Consider the following 16,297-nt stretch of genomic DNA (forward strand, 5'->3'; position numbering starts at 1 on the left):
GTTGAGGACGGTGCAGAAATTAAGGCATGCAGATCATCGGGGGCGGAGCAGTCGATCCAGACCACCCGGAAGTTTTCCATCAATCAAAGACTCGACGGCTGAACCCGCCACTCGCTTTGCCAGATCGCCAATCGCTCGACCATCGACCTGAGGCCTGGAAAGCGTACCACCGACGGGGATGTTGATCGTCTGCCCTTTCAAAGCCTGCAACACGGGTCGATCACCAATCCAGTCGTCGAGCAGTGGAATCTGCACGACCATCTGAAGTGATTCATCGAGGCCCACCGAACCCGTCGTGCGAATCGTGGCCAGACTCGTTTCGAAGATCAACTGACGATGGTGCAGCCGCCCGTTCACCAGCCGGAACTCCGTCTGTTGCTCGGGCATACGCATCAAAGTCCCACCATTCCCAGTACCAGCTCCACGGTCAATGACAGCACGAATCTGTTGAATGACACCCGTAATCTGCATCGCCAACGGACCGGCAGCAACTTCTGCCCCATGGATTTTGAGCACACCACCGACATCCGCACCATTCATATTCGAAAGCGGAATTTGCCCACCCGCCAATTCGAGGCTGGTGGAACCACTCACTCGGGTGGCATCGGCCAGAAGTGGGGCAGCGTACTTCAACCAGGTCTCGCATAACTCCTGTGAGAACTGGACGTTCTGAGCGACTTCGCCCTTGGGGAGAATGACGACCGGTACCGGTGCCGCCAGATGCACGGCTGGTGCGAGCATGACGCGACCCTGGTTCACTGTCGTATTGATCGGTGTCATTCGCAGCCAGCCATCTTCCAGCCGGCCACCCAGTTCCACCGCACCAATCTCCAGATTCATATAACTCGCATCATCCCAGCCAATCCCGGCTTCACCCGTAAATGACTTGATCCAGGCGAGATCACTGGCTGGAACTCCACTGGTCAAAACATTGACGGATGGGGTCGTCATGGCCATCCCGCTGGAAGGCAGGTTCCCGATCAGTTGAAACTTACGCTGCCCTTTGCCGGTGATTCTTAATGTGCGAGAGGGGCTTCCATTGCTGGCGCTGGTCGCAAGTCGCGGCGTTAATCGATCCCAGTCGTAAGCCAGTTCACCCGTGAGTTCGACGCGAGGTTGAGTCTCATCGAGATTCAACCGGCCACGGGAAGTCATACCCAGACCACTTCCTTGTAGAGAAAAACTGGCCAGTTCCCAGTTGTTCTGGCCGAGAGTTCCTTTCACCAGGAGTTGAGAGCTGATGTTGGTCTCAGAAAACAAGGGCTGCCAGACTCCAGGCTCTCCCGGGCGGCTGGTCAGCGATTGAATTTCGATGCGGTCGGATTGGAGTTGGGTATCCAGTTGCACCGAACTCCCCTGGGCTTCGACTTTGACGGTCCCCGTGACAATCCCCACAGGGACAGTCGTCATGGGGACAGCGGAAGAATTCGTCCACCGAGCCAAAGTCGCGAGATCAGCTTTAAGCCCGACATCCCCAGCGAGTGCCTGAAGACCATTGGCATTTCCCGCGTACACGATGTTCTTGCCATCGAGGATCATGGCCGAACTGCGCACGAGGAGTTCAGGGAGCTTGACCTGCCCATGCTGGCGATCCATCGAGGCCGCGAGATCGATACGAATCTCACGATCGACCAGTTGAATGCCACTTCCCAGCAGTTGAGCATCACTCCAGCGAAGTTTGCCACCTTGAAGATTCAGCGTGGATTTGTCCCAGAGCACCGTCGCGGATTGCTCGATCAGGCCGTTCGCTTCGTAAGCACCAACAAGATTCAAAGATCGTGCACGCGTCAGCCAGCGTCCAGCGCCACCTTGAAGCGTCAGATCAAGCCCACCTGCAGAACCATCGAAGACGACTGGTTGCAGGATGTTCGCAGTCAGTTTGTCACTGGCGGAAGCAACCACGAAAGTGCCACTCAAAGCCTGTGAAGGTGCCTTGCCAGCGGGAGCATAAAGTATCGCTTCGCCACCAATTCGCAAGTCGGGTTCGGCCCAGACAAACTCTTTGGCGGGCTGCTCAGCCGTAGGGAGTTTCAAGACGAACTGGCTGGCCTGAAACTCACCCGTCACCTTCACGCGTTCGGTCGTGGTCCGTTCGAGAGCAATATTCCCGTTCAATTCTCCAGCAAGAGTCAAACCTCCCAGATCAAGAAAGCGACCCATTTCTTCAGCCAGTTTGGCGAGGTTGGCCTGCAGTCGAACTTCACCAGCATCGATCGTTCCACGACCAGTAGCCACAACGAACGGAGATTGCACATTCAGGCTCTCGACTTCGGCGACACCTTGCTCAATCAACATCACCAGTCGTGCGCTGACCGGTTCTGGCCACGAAAGTTTTCGACCCTGTTCCCGCGCTTCAAGCCCCTCCAGCTTGCTGGAAACAACCCACTGCTGCTGACCTTGGGCCGGACGTGAAGAGACCGCCATCGCTTCCAGTCGGCCCGCTTCAATCGAGATCCCTTCGCGAATGCGCAACGTGGCGGGCAAGAGCTTGGCGAGTCGAGCCAGATCAACAGCCGCCGATAACCGGAAATCGCCCAGTTCAGCGAGTGCCGCGGTCGCGTTACTTTCACCAGTCATGGCCGAAAGTAGGGCAGCCGTTGGCACCGGCCCATCGAGATCAATTCCGCCCACATCCGTCGAGAGCCGCAGTTTGCGAAACGTGGCCACTGGGCCAGACTGGCTGGCTTCACCAGCGAGCACAATGGCTTTGAATTGGGGCAGGTCGTTGCCCATTTGAGGAAAGCCCGCGATGGCCAGATCTGTCAGGCCGATCTGTCCATTCCATGTCCACTCGGCCTTTTCCATTTCGGATGGAAATTTCCAGTTGGCCTTCCCCGAAGCAGAGAGTATGCCAGCCAGTCGTGCTTCGGGATACGACCTTTTTGCCAGGACTTCACCGATTTCCAGAGGCAGGGCATCGCACTGAAGATCAAGTTTGCCTTGAGAATTCGGAGTTTCGCCACCGGTGCTCAGTGAATCAAAATCGATCGACAATGGTGTTTGAAAACGATCGCCTTTGAGCTCGCTTTTGACTTGAGCAGCCAGACGGTTCGAGTGAGCATCCCCCTGTGTGGTGAAACTTACGTTAAGCCCCTCCATCACGAACTCACGGGGCGATGTGATTTCCTTCCAGTGGACCTGCCCCTGATCGATTTTGAAGGTATATGAGTAAGGCCCGCCACTGGATTCACCCGCCAGCAGTTCATTGAGCAGTCGTTCAACATTTGAGCTGGTTTCATCCAGCTTGAGTTCAATCACTGGTTGATGCAGAGTCATGATGCCAGGTGCTGCCGGCTGTCGAATGATCGAAATCAACGTCGCATCCGAAGTCAGCCTGGGAATTGTGGCGATGATTTCGCCCTGAGCATCCTTAACGAGCACATTGCGAAGTTCGATGGCATTCAACCAGCCCAGACTGGCTTCGCCAATCGTCATGGTCCCTGTGAAGTGCGGGAAGAGCAGGCCGGGAATTTTCTGACGCAGTGATGTCTGGCCCACAATCGTGGGTGCCAGCCAACCGGCCGTCAGCAGGAGGACGACCAGCACGCCCAGATATCTGCCACTCCTTTTTGGAGGAGTTTCAGAATTCGAAGCAGCAGAAATGTCATTGGCAGGAGGCTCCTGACCAGGTAATGGTTCAGAGGGAGCAACTGGCAGATTCAAAGTAGATCTCTCCTTATCGCATGACAAAGCCACTGATCATTATGACCCGTCGAATCAGCACACATCCATGACTGTTGATGAATAAGCCATCACCTGCATGTTTCGTCAGAACCAGATGAGTTTGTGGATAACCGGCTGATTCCTCAAGATCGGTTCTGAAAGCCCCTCCTTCACACACTTCCTGAACTATCGCATAGGTACAAAGAGTCGAACCGTTTCAGCTCTTGTATTTTCGGTGGCGATTCAGTGGTCTGACAAAAACTGCTGTCGAATGATCTTTCCTACAACAGAACCTTTTCACGAAGCTCATTGACCCCCGGCTGGAAAACTTCTGTTTTGTACAGGTGTCCTTAAGGGAGATCTCCCTGCGATCAATTCATCGGATTCGGCTCGTTCTGTAAGAAAATCCTGTGCAAGATGTAATGGTTGATGCCCGTCGAGTTTTGAGTACTCTCACTCAGGTGGCTCGGACGCTGGCTCTCTCGTTTTGCAAGGATTGATCGTGAAGCAGCAAATCTTTTCTCGCTGGCTCTTCGTTTGCGCGAGTCTGTTGATCTCTGCAATTCCTGCGGGATCATTCGCAGAAGACTGGCCCCAATGGATGGGACTTAATCGGGATGGACGCTGGCACGAAACAGGGCTTCTCCGCGAGTTTCCGGCTGACGGCGCCAAATTCGCCTGGAGAGTTCCCGTGGGTATGGGCTACAGCGGCCCGGCTGTCGCTGCCGGGAAAGTCTTTCTGACAGACTATGTGAAAAAAGCCGGCGAAGTCAAAAACGACCCGGGTGCCCGCAATGTCCTCGATGGGCAGGAGCGGATTCGCTGCTTCAATGAGGCCGACGGAAAGTTACTCTGGGAGCATGCCTACGATGCGCCGTATTCGATTTCTTATCCATCAGGCCCGCGTTGTACCCCCACAGTCGATCGAGATCTGGTGTACGCCCTGGGTGCAGAAGGAGTACTCACCTGTTTGCAGGTTCAAGATGGCAAAGTTGTCTGGAGCAAGAACTTCAAGAAAGATTTCGGAGTCGAAACCCCCATCTGGGGATTCTCAGGACACCCACTCGTCGATGGCGATCAACTGATCTGTGTGGTCGGTGCGAAAGACGGACTCCTGATCTCGTTCGATAAAAAGACAGGAACAGAAAAGTGGAGATCACTCAGCGCTTCTGAGCCAGGTTATGGTTCACCCGTCATCATTGAAGCAGGCGGTGTCCGGCAACTCCTCATCTGGACACCCGTAGAGATTGCCGCCGTCAATCCTGCCAATGGGAATGTCTACTGGAAGGAACCGCTGCAGCCCGACTACGCCATGTCGATCATGGCTCCGCAGAAATCGGGTGATTTTTTGTTTGCCAGTGGGATTGGCAATGTGGGTGCTGTCTATGAACTTGACCGCACCAGACCGGGTGCCAAACTTTTATGGCGAGGCACCAACAAGACAGCCCTCTATGCCGCCAATGCGACTCCACTCATTGTCGATGGCGTAATTTATGGCTGTGATTGTAATACCAGCCAGTTTCGAGCCGTGGAATTATCGACGGGGAAGAGGCTGTGGGAAACGTTCGCTCCCACGACGAATGAACGCCGTGCGCGGCACGGCACAGCGTTTCTAGTCCAGAATGGGAACCGTTACTTTCTGATGAGCGAGACGGGTGAACTGATCATTGCCCAGCTCTCGGCCCAGAAGTATGACGAGATCAGCAGAACCCGGATTCTCGAACCCACGGGTGAAGCATTCGGACGACCTGTCGTCTGGTCGCATCCGGCGTTTGCCAACGGCCATATCTACGCCAGGAACGACAAAGAACTGGTGGCTGTCGATCTGCGTGATCACGCCAGGTGATTCAGCTTCCGGGATTCAACAGCGCTGTGTGCCATGCTTGCGGCTCCGAGCAAGCATGCCTGATAGACTCTCCACGCAGGGTGGCCCGGCCAGCTTGTGGCCGGGTTGTCGTGCAAAGGCACGACAACAAGAAGCCGCGCCATCCGCCTCCCCTGCCCCCAGGTTGATCGCAACATCAACTGACGACCAACCTTCCGCCAGATGTCTTCAACATCCAATCAGCATTACAGGCGGCCAATACGCGAATTCTCATGATCGAGTGTCATCACCGACTCAATCGTGTAGTTCGGTGAAAAGTACTGAAAGAATAGCCCCACATCGCTCAGTGGTAAGGTGACTCGCACAGTGACACGTTCGGTCTTTTCGGTGATCGGATCGGGAGAGATGATCACATTGGCCTGTGTGGAATTGGTGCTGGCCAGAATGACATTTGCACGAGCACGGGCATCTGCACCGGTTTTCCCTGGCACAATCGCCACACGGGCTGCTTCGAACGCTGCCTGATCGACCGTCTGCTGGCACTGCACCACACGCCAGGCTTCAAAGAAGAAGAGCATGACGAGCATGAAGACTGGAAAAACCAGCGAGAACTCGACCATCAAGGCACCACGTCGGGCGTGGTGACGAATGCGTTGTTTATTTCGGTTGGCGTTCATTCAGTCACCACAATAGGAATCGCGTTGGCAATCGATCGGAAACTTTCAGTCAGTTCGGCAGCCGTATTGGCATGCAGACTTAAGCCTTTGCCAGCAGTGGCTGTCACAGAGTTCATCGTCGCGCGTCCTTGAGCTGTCGCTCCAAAGGTCACGCTATGGATGATTGTCGATGATTGCGCATAGGCACTGGCTGCCAGGCTGACAGGTTCTGTCCCCTGATTAAACATCCCATCACTGAAGACAATGATGATCGGCTGGCCCGTCTTGAGGCGAGCCTGGCTGGATGTTGTCAACATCGTCTGAGCGGCTGTGATCCCGGCACCAATATCTGTCCCGCCAATGAGCGGCACCTGCCCGATGGCTGTCAATTTTGACGTGATTGTCGAGAAGGTCGAAGTCAGATCACTTTCCACGGTCAGCTTGACGGAACTGTACTTGCCAAATGTGTAATCGCCGGCATAAGTTACCAGCCCCACACGAGCCGCCACCTGACGCTGATTGAGAATCGTCAGAAAGTCATTCACACTGGCCGAAAGAATTGCCCAGCGACTCCCTGTGGGATCCGGCGGGCTGAAGTAGTTTTCAACCAGTGGTCTTTGTCGGACGGCCTCAGGATATTCAAACTCAACTCCCGAAAGATCCCAACCCATCGAGCCTGATCGATCAAGCACGATGACAATGTCATAGTCCAGCCGCATGGCCACAGCATTCAGTTCCGTCGAATACTCAGGAGCTCCGACAAAACCACCAAAGGGAAGTTCCACTGGCCCCGCTGCCGATGTTTTCGTCTTGCGACCAAAGACTCGCGCTGCATTCGTCGGTGTCCCATTGATCGCAAAGGAATAGCTGCCATTTGACTGCCGAGTCGATCTGCCAAACTGAATATCGCTGTCGTTTAACGAGAGAGCCTTACCTCCCACTTCAAAACGAGAGGCAATATCACGGGCGGCAGCACGGCCAGAACTTGTCGATTGTGTTTCCACCAGCCGGATCACTGCGGAACGAGCAGCGGCATCAGTCGCGGCCCGGAGTTCAGCACGCGTCAGTTCGACATAAGAGAGTGAAAGAAAAAACCCAGCCAAAGCCAGGAGCGCGACCATCACAAACGCGGCAAGAATCGCAATCGCACCCCGCCTGGGATGTCGCTTGTGAGTGACTCGTCGACGACCTGAGGAAATTTTTCGCATCATCAATCTCCCTTTCGGGGAAACTTCACGCAGAAAATCGCTTATTCCCGCAGTACAGCACCGCGATAAACAATCTCAGTGGGAACAGTCCAGCCCAGGGGTTCAACGCCCAGGGCTGTGTAATTGGCCCGAACTTGAATCTCAATCAATTCGCCAGGTCGCAGATTCGAAATTTCCGTAGGGGTAATCGTGATTGTCGCCTGACTGATCCTGCGGCCAGTCAGAATCTGACGAACCAGAGTTGTCACTTCCGTACTGCTGACATCCCTGCGCGAGGCAATGCGGATTCCTTCAGCGGTGGCGGCAACGACACCTTTGCGAAAGTGAATAATCTGCGAAACGGCAATCGTGCCGAACACCACCAGGATCAGCACTGGCAAGACCAGTGCCATTTCCACAGCCGCAGCTCCGCGGCGAGCTGGTTGAGGAATCTGGTGGGATCGGGGACGAGACAATCGCATGATCAATGCATTTCCAAAAGATGCGAATTCGTATACCAACAGAAGCCAGCGCCCTGGCAAGAAACACCGCTCTGGTGAGAAACTCCGCTCTATGTGCCTTGCTTGCAGCTTTGGGCAAGCATGCTTTCGTGACAGCTATTGTTTCATTTCAAGTGACGACTTCAGTTCACTGACCCAGCGTCTGAATCAACGCCGGTTCTCTCAGAACCGGTGTTGATTCAGCGATGATTGAAGCGACATCATCACACCGGAGTTAGTGAGGCAGATCGCCCTTCTCAATCGAGATGTCGTAACCAAAGTCGATCACGAAGAGAGTATCGTTGTAGTCGAGGTCACCACCCCCCACGATATCTTCAAAGCCAATCATGACGTAGCCGGGGTGAGTATCTTTGAAGTAGACCGCGATCACATGCTGGAGCTTGTCCGAGTTGAGTTCCGGAAAGTTTCGCAGCAGATTCTTGGTTCCATTCGCACCATCTGAGCAGAGGAAGAAATCCACCTGCTTCCCTGCCTGAATCGTGCCGATTTCCACGAAATCACCAGCTTTAAGTCCGCCCGACTGACTGGTGACGTTCCCCTTTTTGTCTTTAATCTGGGTAACTTCGAAAGAAGCATCGTCAAAAATCAGCTTGCCTTGCGTCAGTGGATCAATCAGCGTCGAAGATCCACTGCGTCCATGGCCGGCATCCACAATCGATACACCCAACTGGTTGCGATAACCAGCGCCCTCATGGACGAAGTAGACGCGGACAGGTTGAAGTGTGGTCAGTGGCAGATACAGCCGGGTGGGATCAAGCACGTAGTCTGGTGCCACCTTGAATTGCGATGCTTCCTTCAGGCTCTTATCGATGAACTGCTGAAAGGTGGGCATGACCTGGTTAGCGAACTGCGTCGAACGAGTATCCGACTTCGCCTTTTGTACGGCAGTATATTTGGGCAGATTGAATGGATTCTTGGCAGCCTGTGCACAGGCCTCATGCATCGTTGACCAGGTGGTCGCCACCAGCATCAGTACCAACCCGAGAGACTTCTTCATGACAAGTTCCTTTGAGGATTTTCCCGCAACTGAAAGGAACCTAGGTCATGTCGGGAGGAAGTCAAAAAACGAGGTAAAAATTTGGGAGTTCACCAACAACAATTCCGAATAATCCGGATTGTCGCGATTGTCTGTTCACAAAGAGCATCGCGTTGCAAAGTGCCATCGACCGGACTGCGATCCATTTGACTTTCAATGCGGTTTGATTCCTGCATAAGAAAATCTCACAAGAATCAAAAATTGCGCCAAGAAATTGAAACATCGAGCGAATCACCCCTCAGAGAGTCGTCGCCAGCCCAGGAACCCATGGGAAGTGAAAATGTGTTCACGTGGCTGGGTGCTGCGACTCGCGAACTGTTCAATGCAAAGTCTGATCCAGGACGACGGGGGAATCATGCTCAAAAAATTACTGTTTGCCGGTGTGGGAGTTCTGAGTCTGGGGGCACTCGTGTTTGGTGCAGAACTGCCGAGTTATCTCTTCACGAGTGCGAAAAGCCTGCGGAGTGCCGTGAAGGCGGAAGTCCCCGTCGAATTTGAGATTGCCAGAGCTCGCGAACTGGTGGAAAAGCTGGTGCCCGATATTCGGAAGTGTATGCAGGTGATTGCCGAGCAGCAGGTCGATACTCAGCAGTTGCGAAATCAGATCGCCAGCCGGAGTGGCAATCTGGATCATCAGAAGCAGTTGATTCTGTCCCAGAAGGCGAATCTGTCGAGTGGTCAGGGGACATTCCGCTACGCAGGCCATACCTATTCAGCCAATGACGTACAGCGTGATCTTTCGATCCGTTTTGAACGTTTCAAAGCTGCCGAGCAGACTCTCGCTGCTGATCAGAAGGTGTTGCTGGCTCGGGAGCAGACATTAACTGCCAACCAGGAAAAACTGGCGACGATGCTCAAATCCAAACAGGATCTCGAAGTTCAACTCGAACAGTTGACGGCTCGACTGGAGACTGTGCGTGCAGCAGAAGCCGCGACGAGTGTCACGATTGACGACTCCAATTTGAGCCGGGCACGTGAGTTGATCACCAATCTGAATCGCCAGCTCGATATCAAGGAGAAGTTGATTGATCAGTCAGGACAGATCTCCGGGTTGATTCCCATCGAGGAATCGGCCATTCCCCAAACCACAGAAGATCTGGCCCGTCAGATCGACAACTACTTTCAGCCAGAAGCCAAGCCTCAGGCTGGTGTGGCACAGGCTCACTAGCACCTAGTCGAAGAGTCTGGGGTGAGGTTGTGGCTCAAGGCTCACTCCAGGAAGTCAGGCAGGCTGTGCAGCAAGTCGATCAGGCACTGGTACATTCCGTAAGAACTTCATGTACCCTACCTGAAAAGAAATGCACGGCGTAGGCTTAGTCAAAGCTGCGTCTCCCCCGCAAGGGGGAGGCGGTATGTATCGCTGGAATCGATGATTCATTTTCATGTGGCAGGAACTAAGAAAGGAGGAGTGTGCATGCGATTTCAGTACGCTCCTCAAAGTCGTCCGCTCGCAGGTTATGTGATTACGCGAGGCATCCAGCGGGGCGGATTCGGTGAAGTCTACGAAGGTCTGTCTGCTGGCGGGAAGCGCGTTGCACTCAAGTTGCTGCAACGCGGAACAGAGATTGAACTTCGTGGTGTCCGCCAATGCCTGAATCTCAATCACCCCAACCTCGTTTCGATTTACGACATTCTGTATGACAACGAGGCCTGTGCCTGGATTGTCATGGAGTACATCGACGGCGTGACTCTGGATGATGTCATTGCCAATCATCCCCAGGGGTTGCCTCACGACGAGGTTGCTGAGTGGTTTTCCGGAATCGTGCAGGGTCTGGAATATCTCCATTCGCGGGGAATCGTGCATCGCGATCTGAAGCCCGCGAACATCTACCGCGCGCATGGTGTGGTCAAGATTGGCGATGTTGGTCTTTCGAAACTGATGGATCAGGTGGATGCCCTGCATACTCAGACCATTGGCACAGTGCATTACATGGCACCGGAAGTTTCGCATGGACGATATGGTCCGAGCATCGACTACTACAGCCTGGCGGTCATTCTGTATGAGTTATTGACGGGCAAAGTCCCCTTTTCAGGTGAGACGACGGGCGAAGTCCTGATGCGACATCTCACACATCTGCCCGAAACGACGCATTTGCCGCCCGCCTTGCGACCCGTGTTGCAAAAAGCTCTCGCGAAGAACGCAGCCGAGCGATATCCCTCGCTACAGGAGTTTCATACAGCAGTCATGGCGGCGCTGGTCCCTGCAGGTTTCGAACCGGTAGCGACTGTCGCCAGAGAACCGGTGGCGAGATCGATTCCAGCCAAAACTCAACAACCAGTCTCTCTTTATGAAGTCAAGAAAGACCTGCCTCCTATGCCTGCGCTGCAGCCACCTGTCCCACTCACTGAGTTTTTGCCATCCGGCCATGAATCTGATTATCAGAGGCTGGCTCAGAGGAACCGTGCAGAGACAATCCGGTCGCGTCAGTGGTCCCCTGCGAACGCTTCCCATGGGGAAGTGGCTCGTCTGATTCCCGGTGGTTGGCTGGGGGGCTGGTCACAGGCGGTGTTTTTGACCATGGTGCTTTCGATGGGCCTGGCGGCTGCCCTGGCAATTGCCTTACCGCCATTTGTGCCCTCACCGCCCTGGCGGAACCTGACTGGGATGGGGTTACTCGCTGCACAGTCCGCACTGGTTGTATTGGCTTTACAAACCATCTTCTGGTGGTCGAGACGTGACAGTACGCCAGCCCCATTGACATGGATGTCGAGTCTATTGCTGGGTGGGATGCTGGGGGCCTGTGGTTATCTGTTGATGAATTACCTGATGGCCGAAAATCTGCTGGCAGCACCAGAACATGCCGCCATGGTGCGTCAACTGGGAGCGCAAAAACTGCGGCTGGATGGCGGAGTCCCTGGTTGGCTTTCATGGGTTCTGTACTTTGCCAGCCTGGTGGCTCTTGGGAATTGGTCACAACAGGCGAGCCTTAATCGAGATGAACGGTTCTCTGCCATGACAATTCTCTTCTCGACGATGGCGGGTTGGATGTTGTCGTTTGTGATCTGGTTTCCTCCAGTTTGGGGCTGCTTGTTCGCCGCCTGGATTTCCTGCGTGCTGCAACTTTCGACACCAGTCATCCAAGTCACGACGACCGATCGAGAGTCTGAGTAGCAGTGAACGGTGTCGGGGCAGATTCGTCCGATTGTGATCGAGTCACCGGCCCTTGAAAAGAAGGCTCGTGGACTAAATTGCTTTGAAACAAAGGGCCTGAGATCATGAGTTTGGCGATTGTTATTCTGTTGATTGTTCTCGCTGTGGTGGTGTCTGGTGCTTTGACTGTGGGAGTCATTCTGGCCCTGTTGTTCTTTGGAATTGGTCAGGCGGTGAGCCCCTCCCGCGAAAAGAGTCAGGGTTCATCTCAGCCCCGAAAAACGAATCCCCAGGCACTTCCCGCGGGCCGTGCGCAGGATTTTGGACGTGATGTCTCTGCCAACAGGAAGCCGCAGAAATCGAAGGTCGGAGTGATTGCTCTGGTGAGCGTCGTCTTGATTGGTGCCGGTCTTTTGTCGTTGATCGGCGTCCGGACTGTCGCCACCAGCGTCCACATCAAACATCATCAGATGGTTGAGGATTTTTCCGGGATGCCTGTACTGGAGCCTCTGAACGGGCAGTTCTCCGAGCATGTCGTGATTCAACCAGAAAATGGGCCATTGCCAGTGCTTCAACCGGCTGAGTCGATCCTGACAAAACAATTGCGCAACGTTCCCACGTGGAAAGCCAGTCTCCCGGCAACATCGCCATCACTGATTCCACAACCAACCAAAGCCTCAAACAGTGCCAAAGCCACTGATGCTCCTCGACCTCAATCGACAAGTGGGCTCGAAGCACATCCTGCAGATGCCACACGGCCGGAAAACGTCCCGGCTGTGATTGTCGCTTCACTTCCAGAACCAGCCCCCCTGGCATCGACAGATTTTGAACGACTTTCGCCGTTGCCCGATTGGGCCATCGACACCAGCAAAGTTCCAGCAGAACATCTTCATCTGGTCTCCGGGCGGTTTCCTACATTGGCGGAAGCCGAAGCCGATGCCAGCCAGAAGCTCTCGGCCTGGAGTATCAGCGAGATTCAGCGTCGGCATCCGGGTTTGCCTCCACTCAACAGGACATCGATTGATCCTTCAACAGAGGTCATGGCGGCCGTCGTGCAAAAGGCTGTCGAAGAAACCGAACATCAGTTTGGAAATGCCACTGCCAGAATGTATGCCGTCCACTTGTTAATCTCCTCCAGTCAGTTCGTTCCCAAAGAAACACTCCATCGATTGCATCAATTGCATGAAGAACAGGTGTCTTCCCAGAGATTGACGATTCTTGGTGCTGCCGGTGCAGGTCTGGCTTTGCTGGCCTGGGGCGTGATGCAGTACAGTCGCCGGAAGCACAGCATGGCTTAAGTTCGGATGTTTCTTCATCCAGGGTAATTTGTGTGATGACACAGGAATCGACTCCGACTGCGGATGAGAACACTCGAGAACAGTGGTTAATTGCCCGCATTCGTGCCCAGGAGCCTGGTGCCTGGCGCGAACTTGTCGATCAGCATGAACCCCGACTTTTTGCCTGGATGAAATCCCGCACAGGGAACCGCTCGACAGCCGAGGATCTTGTACAGGAAGTCTTCCTCTCTTTTTTGCGGGCGTTACCAAACTTTGATGATTCGAGGCCCATCGAGCCTTTTATCAATCAGATCGCCGCACATCTGCTGATTGATCACTTACGCAAGGAAGGGAGACGGCAGGTTGTCAGTACTGGAACCGCTGTTGACGATTCCTCATCGGGACACATGCCCTTCGAGAAACTTGTGCCGCAGGACTCTCGACAACTGAAGGCGTCGAGTATTTTTCGGGGTCGAGAGACGACCGCTGCGATTGAAGCCTGCCTGGCTCAAAGCCTGAAGGAACTTGTTCTCCGCTGGCAAAGCCGGGGAGAATTCGAGCGGCTCAAATGCTGCGAACTCATCATTGCCAAAGGTTATGCCAACCAACGGGTGGCGCAGATTTTGTCGATCAGCGAGCAGGCCGTCGCCAACCATAAGTCGTATCTGCTGCAGCAACTTCGTCAGCGACTGGCGAAAGCCGGTCTTTCGGAGACCGTCCTGTCACTATTGATCGACCGTCACTGATAAGAGGAACAGTGGAAGGATTCATCGAATCTGTTCATCCGCAGGAATGAGCGGCACATGGACAGTGAGCGTGGGCCCCTCTGGTGTGCCGACATGCAGCCTCTGGTTTTCGACCTGCCACTTGGTGCGAACATATCCCAGGCCAACTCCTCCCTGCCTGTCATCATGCGGACAGAACGTGGTGATCACCCCGACGCTTTTCGGTTCAGAATCGGCAAAGAGTTCGGCACCCGCCCACGAGTTTTTGTCTTGATCGCTCAAAGAAACTTCGGACGAAAGTCTGACAAGTTCTTTGTTGGTGTGACCCATGGCGTCGAGCCTGGCAATGGGCTCCTGCCCGAGATAACAGCCTTTGTGAAATGAGATCGCGACCGCTGTCCGCCCCGATTCCTGAGCAAGTTGAGCATCGCTGTAATCAATCCCCATCCAGCCCATGCCAACAGTCGCTCGGAAGCGATCGAAATCGTGAGGAGTTCCCTGTTTGATAGATGATAGCAAGACCAGATCTGTCAATTCTTCAGCGGCGGCATGCTCATCGATAAAAACAGACACAACAGGCACGCTCCAGCCCGTGATGAAGGCTGCCCGCCACCCTGCCCCGGCAATCATCTGATGGGCAGGCTCCGCGACGAGATCACGCTGTTGTTGTTGACTGAGCTTAGCCCAAAGCCCGTTGGCTGTTTCTCCTGCAACCAGCCACGATTCCTTCAGAGCCGCTTTCGTGAATGTGACATCTTCCGTAATGATGTAGCGATCTAAATGAGGGAGCAGCGATGTGCCCGTCCCGGCACCAATAGTCATTACCAGCGAGTCTTCCAGTGCATGAATCCAGCCATGCCCGACAATCCGGCCTTTGACATTCGGAAAGAAAACCTCGACGCCTGCATTTGAAGACAGTCGAGCAACATCATTGGTACAAAAGTTCTGCAAAAAACGGACTCGATGCTGACCTTTAACGAAGTATTGTTCGACAGGAAAAGGGATCTGCATAGCCTGATAATGCGAGTTCATGAGGGCACCTGTTTCCTGTCGTCATGTTCGTCGAGCGGACAGTTCTTGAGCGGACAGGGGTATGGATCAGAAATGATGGTCAGCACGATGAGGCAGCGTCGCGATCGTGCTGACTGGAAATGATATCTTCCTGTGCAAGATTCATCCCGGTGGAAGCCTGGAGTCTGGCGATTTCAGGGGGAAGTTCGTCGGCAGTATGAGGCGCTGGCTTCCCTTCCAGTTCAGATAAGGCATTGGCCGCGGCCTTCTGCTCGGCTTCTTTTTTGTTAATCCCCCAGGCGGCTGCGTAAACCACTTCACCCAGTGCAGCCGAGACTTTGAAATACTTCAAATGGTCTGGCCCATATTCCTTCAGCAGGTCGTAGCGGGGGGTTTCGCCCAAAGTCTTCTGGGCGTATTGCTGCAGAACACTTTTATAGTTGCGGCCATACTCGGCACCGACCATCTGTTCGACATGAGGCTCGATCAGTCGAATGATGAAATCTTTAGCCGCGTCAAAGCCTCCATCGAGAAAGACGGCAGCAATCACGGATTCGAACGTTGCCGATAAGATTGAGACTGGAACATTGGGAGTTCCGCACAATCCCTTCCCGATGATGACAAATTGATCGAGGTGAAGTTCTTTCGCCAGCAAACCACAGACATGCCGGCTGACGACAAACGACTTGATCCGTGTCAGTTCGCCTTCTGTCGATTTGGGATATTTACGAAACAGCAGATCGCAGACAGCGGCACCGAGAATCGCATCGCCAAGAAATTCGAGTCTCTCATTCGACTCGAGCCGCGTTTTTGCAGCGGAGGCATGAGAAAGGGCCTGCATCAGCAATTCGGGCGAGCGAAAATGATAGCCCAGTCGGGCTTCGCATTCCGTCAGGGGCATTTGCCCGGCGGCCTCATCCATACATACTCCTGTCGTGCGGGCATGACTGGTCACCTTGTGAGGCTTTCCCAGCGACTCATCTGCCGCGAATCTGTTCTGCCGATCGACAAATCTTTGGTGGCTCAGGCAATTACGCTCGCTTCTGGCCGTTGACCAGCTCAAGGAACCACCACGATCGATGAAGCCTGGCAAAGCAGTCGACAAGAGTGGCGAGGGTCGGGTTCTCTGGATTTCAGAAGTACCGGCCACCGCCAGCCGTGTCCAAGCCACTTGGCATCAGCTCATCATTTTCAGGCCAGACGTTTCGACCGCTGGCGTCGCCTATACTCTACCATGAGTGGGCGGGGCTGTCACAAGAGGGAAATCTCGATAGGTCGCAGGACTCACCTTTGCCTGCACTCAGT

The 16,297-nt window shown here is 54.2% G+C and carries 12 protein-coding genes; 5 read left to right on the forward strand and 7 right to left on the reverse strand.

The annotated features are described in order from the left end of the window. Positions 1–33: 33 nt before the first annotated feature. Positions 34–3,663, reverse strand: coding sequence for a hypothetical protein (locus tag A6X21_RS04570; protein WP_068846299.1), 3,630 nt, complete (start codon positions 3,661–3,663; stop codon positions 34–36). 502 nt (positions 3,664–4,165) lie between these two features. Between A6X21_RS04570 and A6X21_RS04575 the strand changes: the two genes are divergently transcribed. Beyond that, positions 4,166–5,509 (forward strand): PQQ-binding-like beta-propeller repeat protein, encoded by a 1,344-nt coding sequence (locus tag A6X21_RS04575; RefSeq protein ID WP_068846300.1) that lies wholly within the window; start codon positions 4,166–4,168, stop codon positions 5,507–5,509. A 224-nt stretch (positions 5,510–5,733) separates the two neighbouring features. On the opposite strand, the gene A6X21_RS04580 is transcribed toward A6X21_RS04575, so the two are convergent. The 4 genes from A6X21_RS04580 to A6X21_RS04595 all read right to left on the reverse strand — a co-directional run bounded on the left by A6X21_RS04580 (position 5,734) and on the right by A6X21_RS04595 (position 8,849). After that, positions 5,734–6,165 (reverse strand): TadE/TadG family type IV pilus assembly protein, encoded by a 432-nt coding sequence (locus A6X21_RS04580; RefSeq protein WP_068846301.1) that lies wholly within the window; start codon positions 6,163–6,165, stop codon positions 5,734–5,736. Continuing rightward, positions 6,162–7,352, reverse strand: coding sequence for a vWA domain-containing protein (locus A6X21_RS04585; RefSeq protein WP_165603679.1), 1,191 nt, complete (start codon positions 7,350–7,352; stop codon positions 6,162–6,164). The genes A6X21_RS04580 and A6X21_RS04585 overlap by 4 nt, the downstream gene beginning before the upstream one ends. Positions 7,353–7,393: 41 nt before the next feature. After that, on the reverse strand, positions 7,394–7,813 hold the full coding sequence (locus A6X21_RS04590) for a TadE/TadG family type IV pilus assembly protein (protein ID WP_068846303.1): 420 nt from the start codon (positions 7,811–7,813) through the stop codon (positions 7,394–7,396). A 253-nt stretch (positions 7,814–8,066) separates the two neighbouring features. Continuing rightward, on the reverse strand, positions 8,067–8,849 hold the full coding sequence (locus A6X21_RS04595) for a DUF4114 domain-containing protein (RefSeq protein ID WP_068846304.1): 783 nt from the start codon (positions 8,847–8,849) through the stop codon (positions 8,067–8,069). Positions 8,850–9,243: 394 nt separating this feature from the next. Here A6X21_RS04595 and A6X21_RS04605 point away from each other — a divergent pair, with 394 nt between their 5' ends. From A6X21_RS04605 to A6X21_RS04620, 4 genes are all read left to right on the forward strand, one after another. Next, a complete protein-coding gene (locus tag A6X21_RS04605) occupies positions 9,244–10,056 on the forward strand; it encodes a coiled-coil domain-containing protein (protein WP_013108509.1) in 813 nt (270 codons plus the stop codon). Positions 10,057–10,302: 246 nt separating this feature from the next. Continuing rightward, entirely contained in the window at positions 10,303–12,000 is a 1,698-nt protein-coding gene (locus A6X21_RS04610; RefSeq protein WP_068846306.1) for a serine/threonine-protein kinase, read from the forward strand. A gap of 104 nt (positions 12,001–12,104) precedes the next feature. Further along, positions 12,105–13,277, forward strand: a complete 1,173-nt coding sequence (locus A6X21_RS04615; RefSeq protein WP_068846307.1) for a hypothetical protein — start codon at positions 12,105–12,107, stop codon at positions 13,275–13,277. Positions 13,278–13,312: 35 nt separating this feature from the next. Continuing rightward, entirely contained in the window at positions 13,313–14,002 is a 690-nt protein-coding gene (locus A6X21_RS04620) for an RNA polymerase sigma factor (RefSeq protein ID WP_068846308.1), read from the forward strand. A gap of 21 nt (positions 14,003–14,023) precedes the next feature. Here A6X21_RS04620 and ygfZ read toward each other — a convergent pair whose 3' ends face one another. Together ygfZ and rnc are read right to left on the reverse strand one after the other, a co-directional pair. Then, positions 14,024–15,013, reverse strand: coding sequence for a CAF17-like 4Fe-4S cluster assembly/insertion protein YgfZ (gene ygfZ / locus A6X21_RS04625; RefSeq protein WP_068846310.1), 990 nt, complete (start codon positions 15,011–15,013; stop codon positions 14,024–14,026). 79 nt (positions 15,014–15,092) lie between these two features. Continuing rightward, positions 15,093–16,163: a ribonuclease III gene (gene rnc, locus A6X21_RS04630; protein WP_240490160.1), complete on the reverse strand. Its 1,071-nt coding sequence runs from the start codon at positions 16,161–16,163 to the stop codon at positions 15,093–15,095. Positions 16,164–16,297 lie beyond the last annotated feature (134 nt).

The organism is Planctopirus hydrillae, from assembly GCF_001707835.1.
GTDB lineage: Bacteria > Planctomycetota > Planctomycetia > Planctomycetales > Planctomycetaceae > Planctopirus > Planctopirus hydrillae.

Bases quoted from the DNA above. Each gene is read 5' to 3' on its own strand.
- A6X21_RS04580 (WP_068846301.1), bottom strand. From the start codon at position 6,165: ATGAACGCCAACCGAAATAAACAACGCATTCGTCACCACGCCCGACGT.
- A6X21_RS04585 (WP_165603679.1), bottom strand. From the start codon at position 7,352: ATGCGAAAAATTTCCTCAGGTCGTCGACGAGTCACTCACAAGCGACAT.
- A6X21_RS04590 (WP_068846303.1), bottom strand. From the start codon at position 7,813: ATGCGATTGTCTCGTCCCCGATCCCACCAGATTCCTCAACCAGCTCGC.
- A6X21_RS04595 (WP_068846304.1), bottom strand. From the start codon at position 8,849: ATGAAGAAGTCTCTCGGGTTGGTACTGATGCTGGTGGCGACCACCTGG.
- A6X21_RS04605 (WP_013108509.1), top strand. From the start codon at position 9,244: ATGCTCAAAAAATTACTGTTTGCCGGTGTGGGAGTTCTGAGTCTGGGG.
- A6X21_RS04610 (WP_068846306.1), top strand. From the start codon at position 10,303: ATGCGATTTCAGTACGCTCCTCAAAGTCGTCCGCTCGCAGGTTATGTG.
- A6X21_RS04615 (WP_068846307.1), top strand. From the start codon at position 12,105: ATGAGTTTGGCGATTGTTATTCTGTTGATTGTTCTCGCTGTGGTGGTG.
- A6X21_RS04620 (WP_068846308.1), top strand. From the start codon at position 13,313: ATGACACAGGAATCGACTCCGACTGCGGATGAGAACACTCGAGAACAG.
- ygfZ (WP_068846310.1), bottom strand. From the start codon at position 15,013: ATGAACTCGCATTATCAGGCTATGCAGATCCCTTTTCCTGTCGAACAA.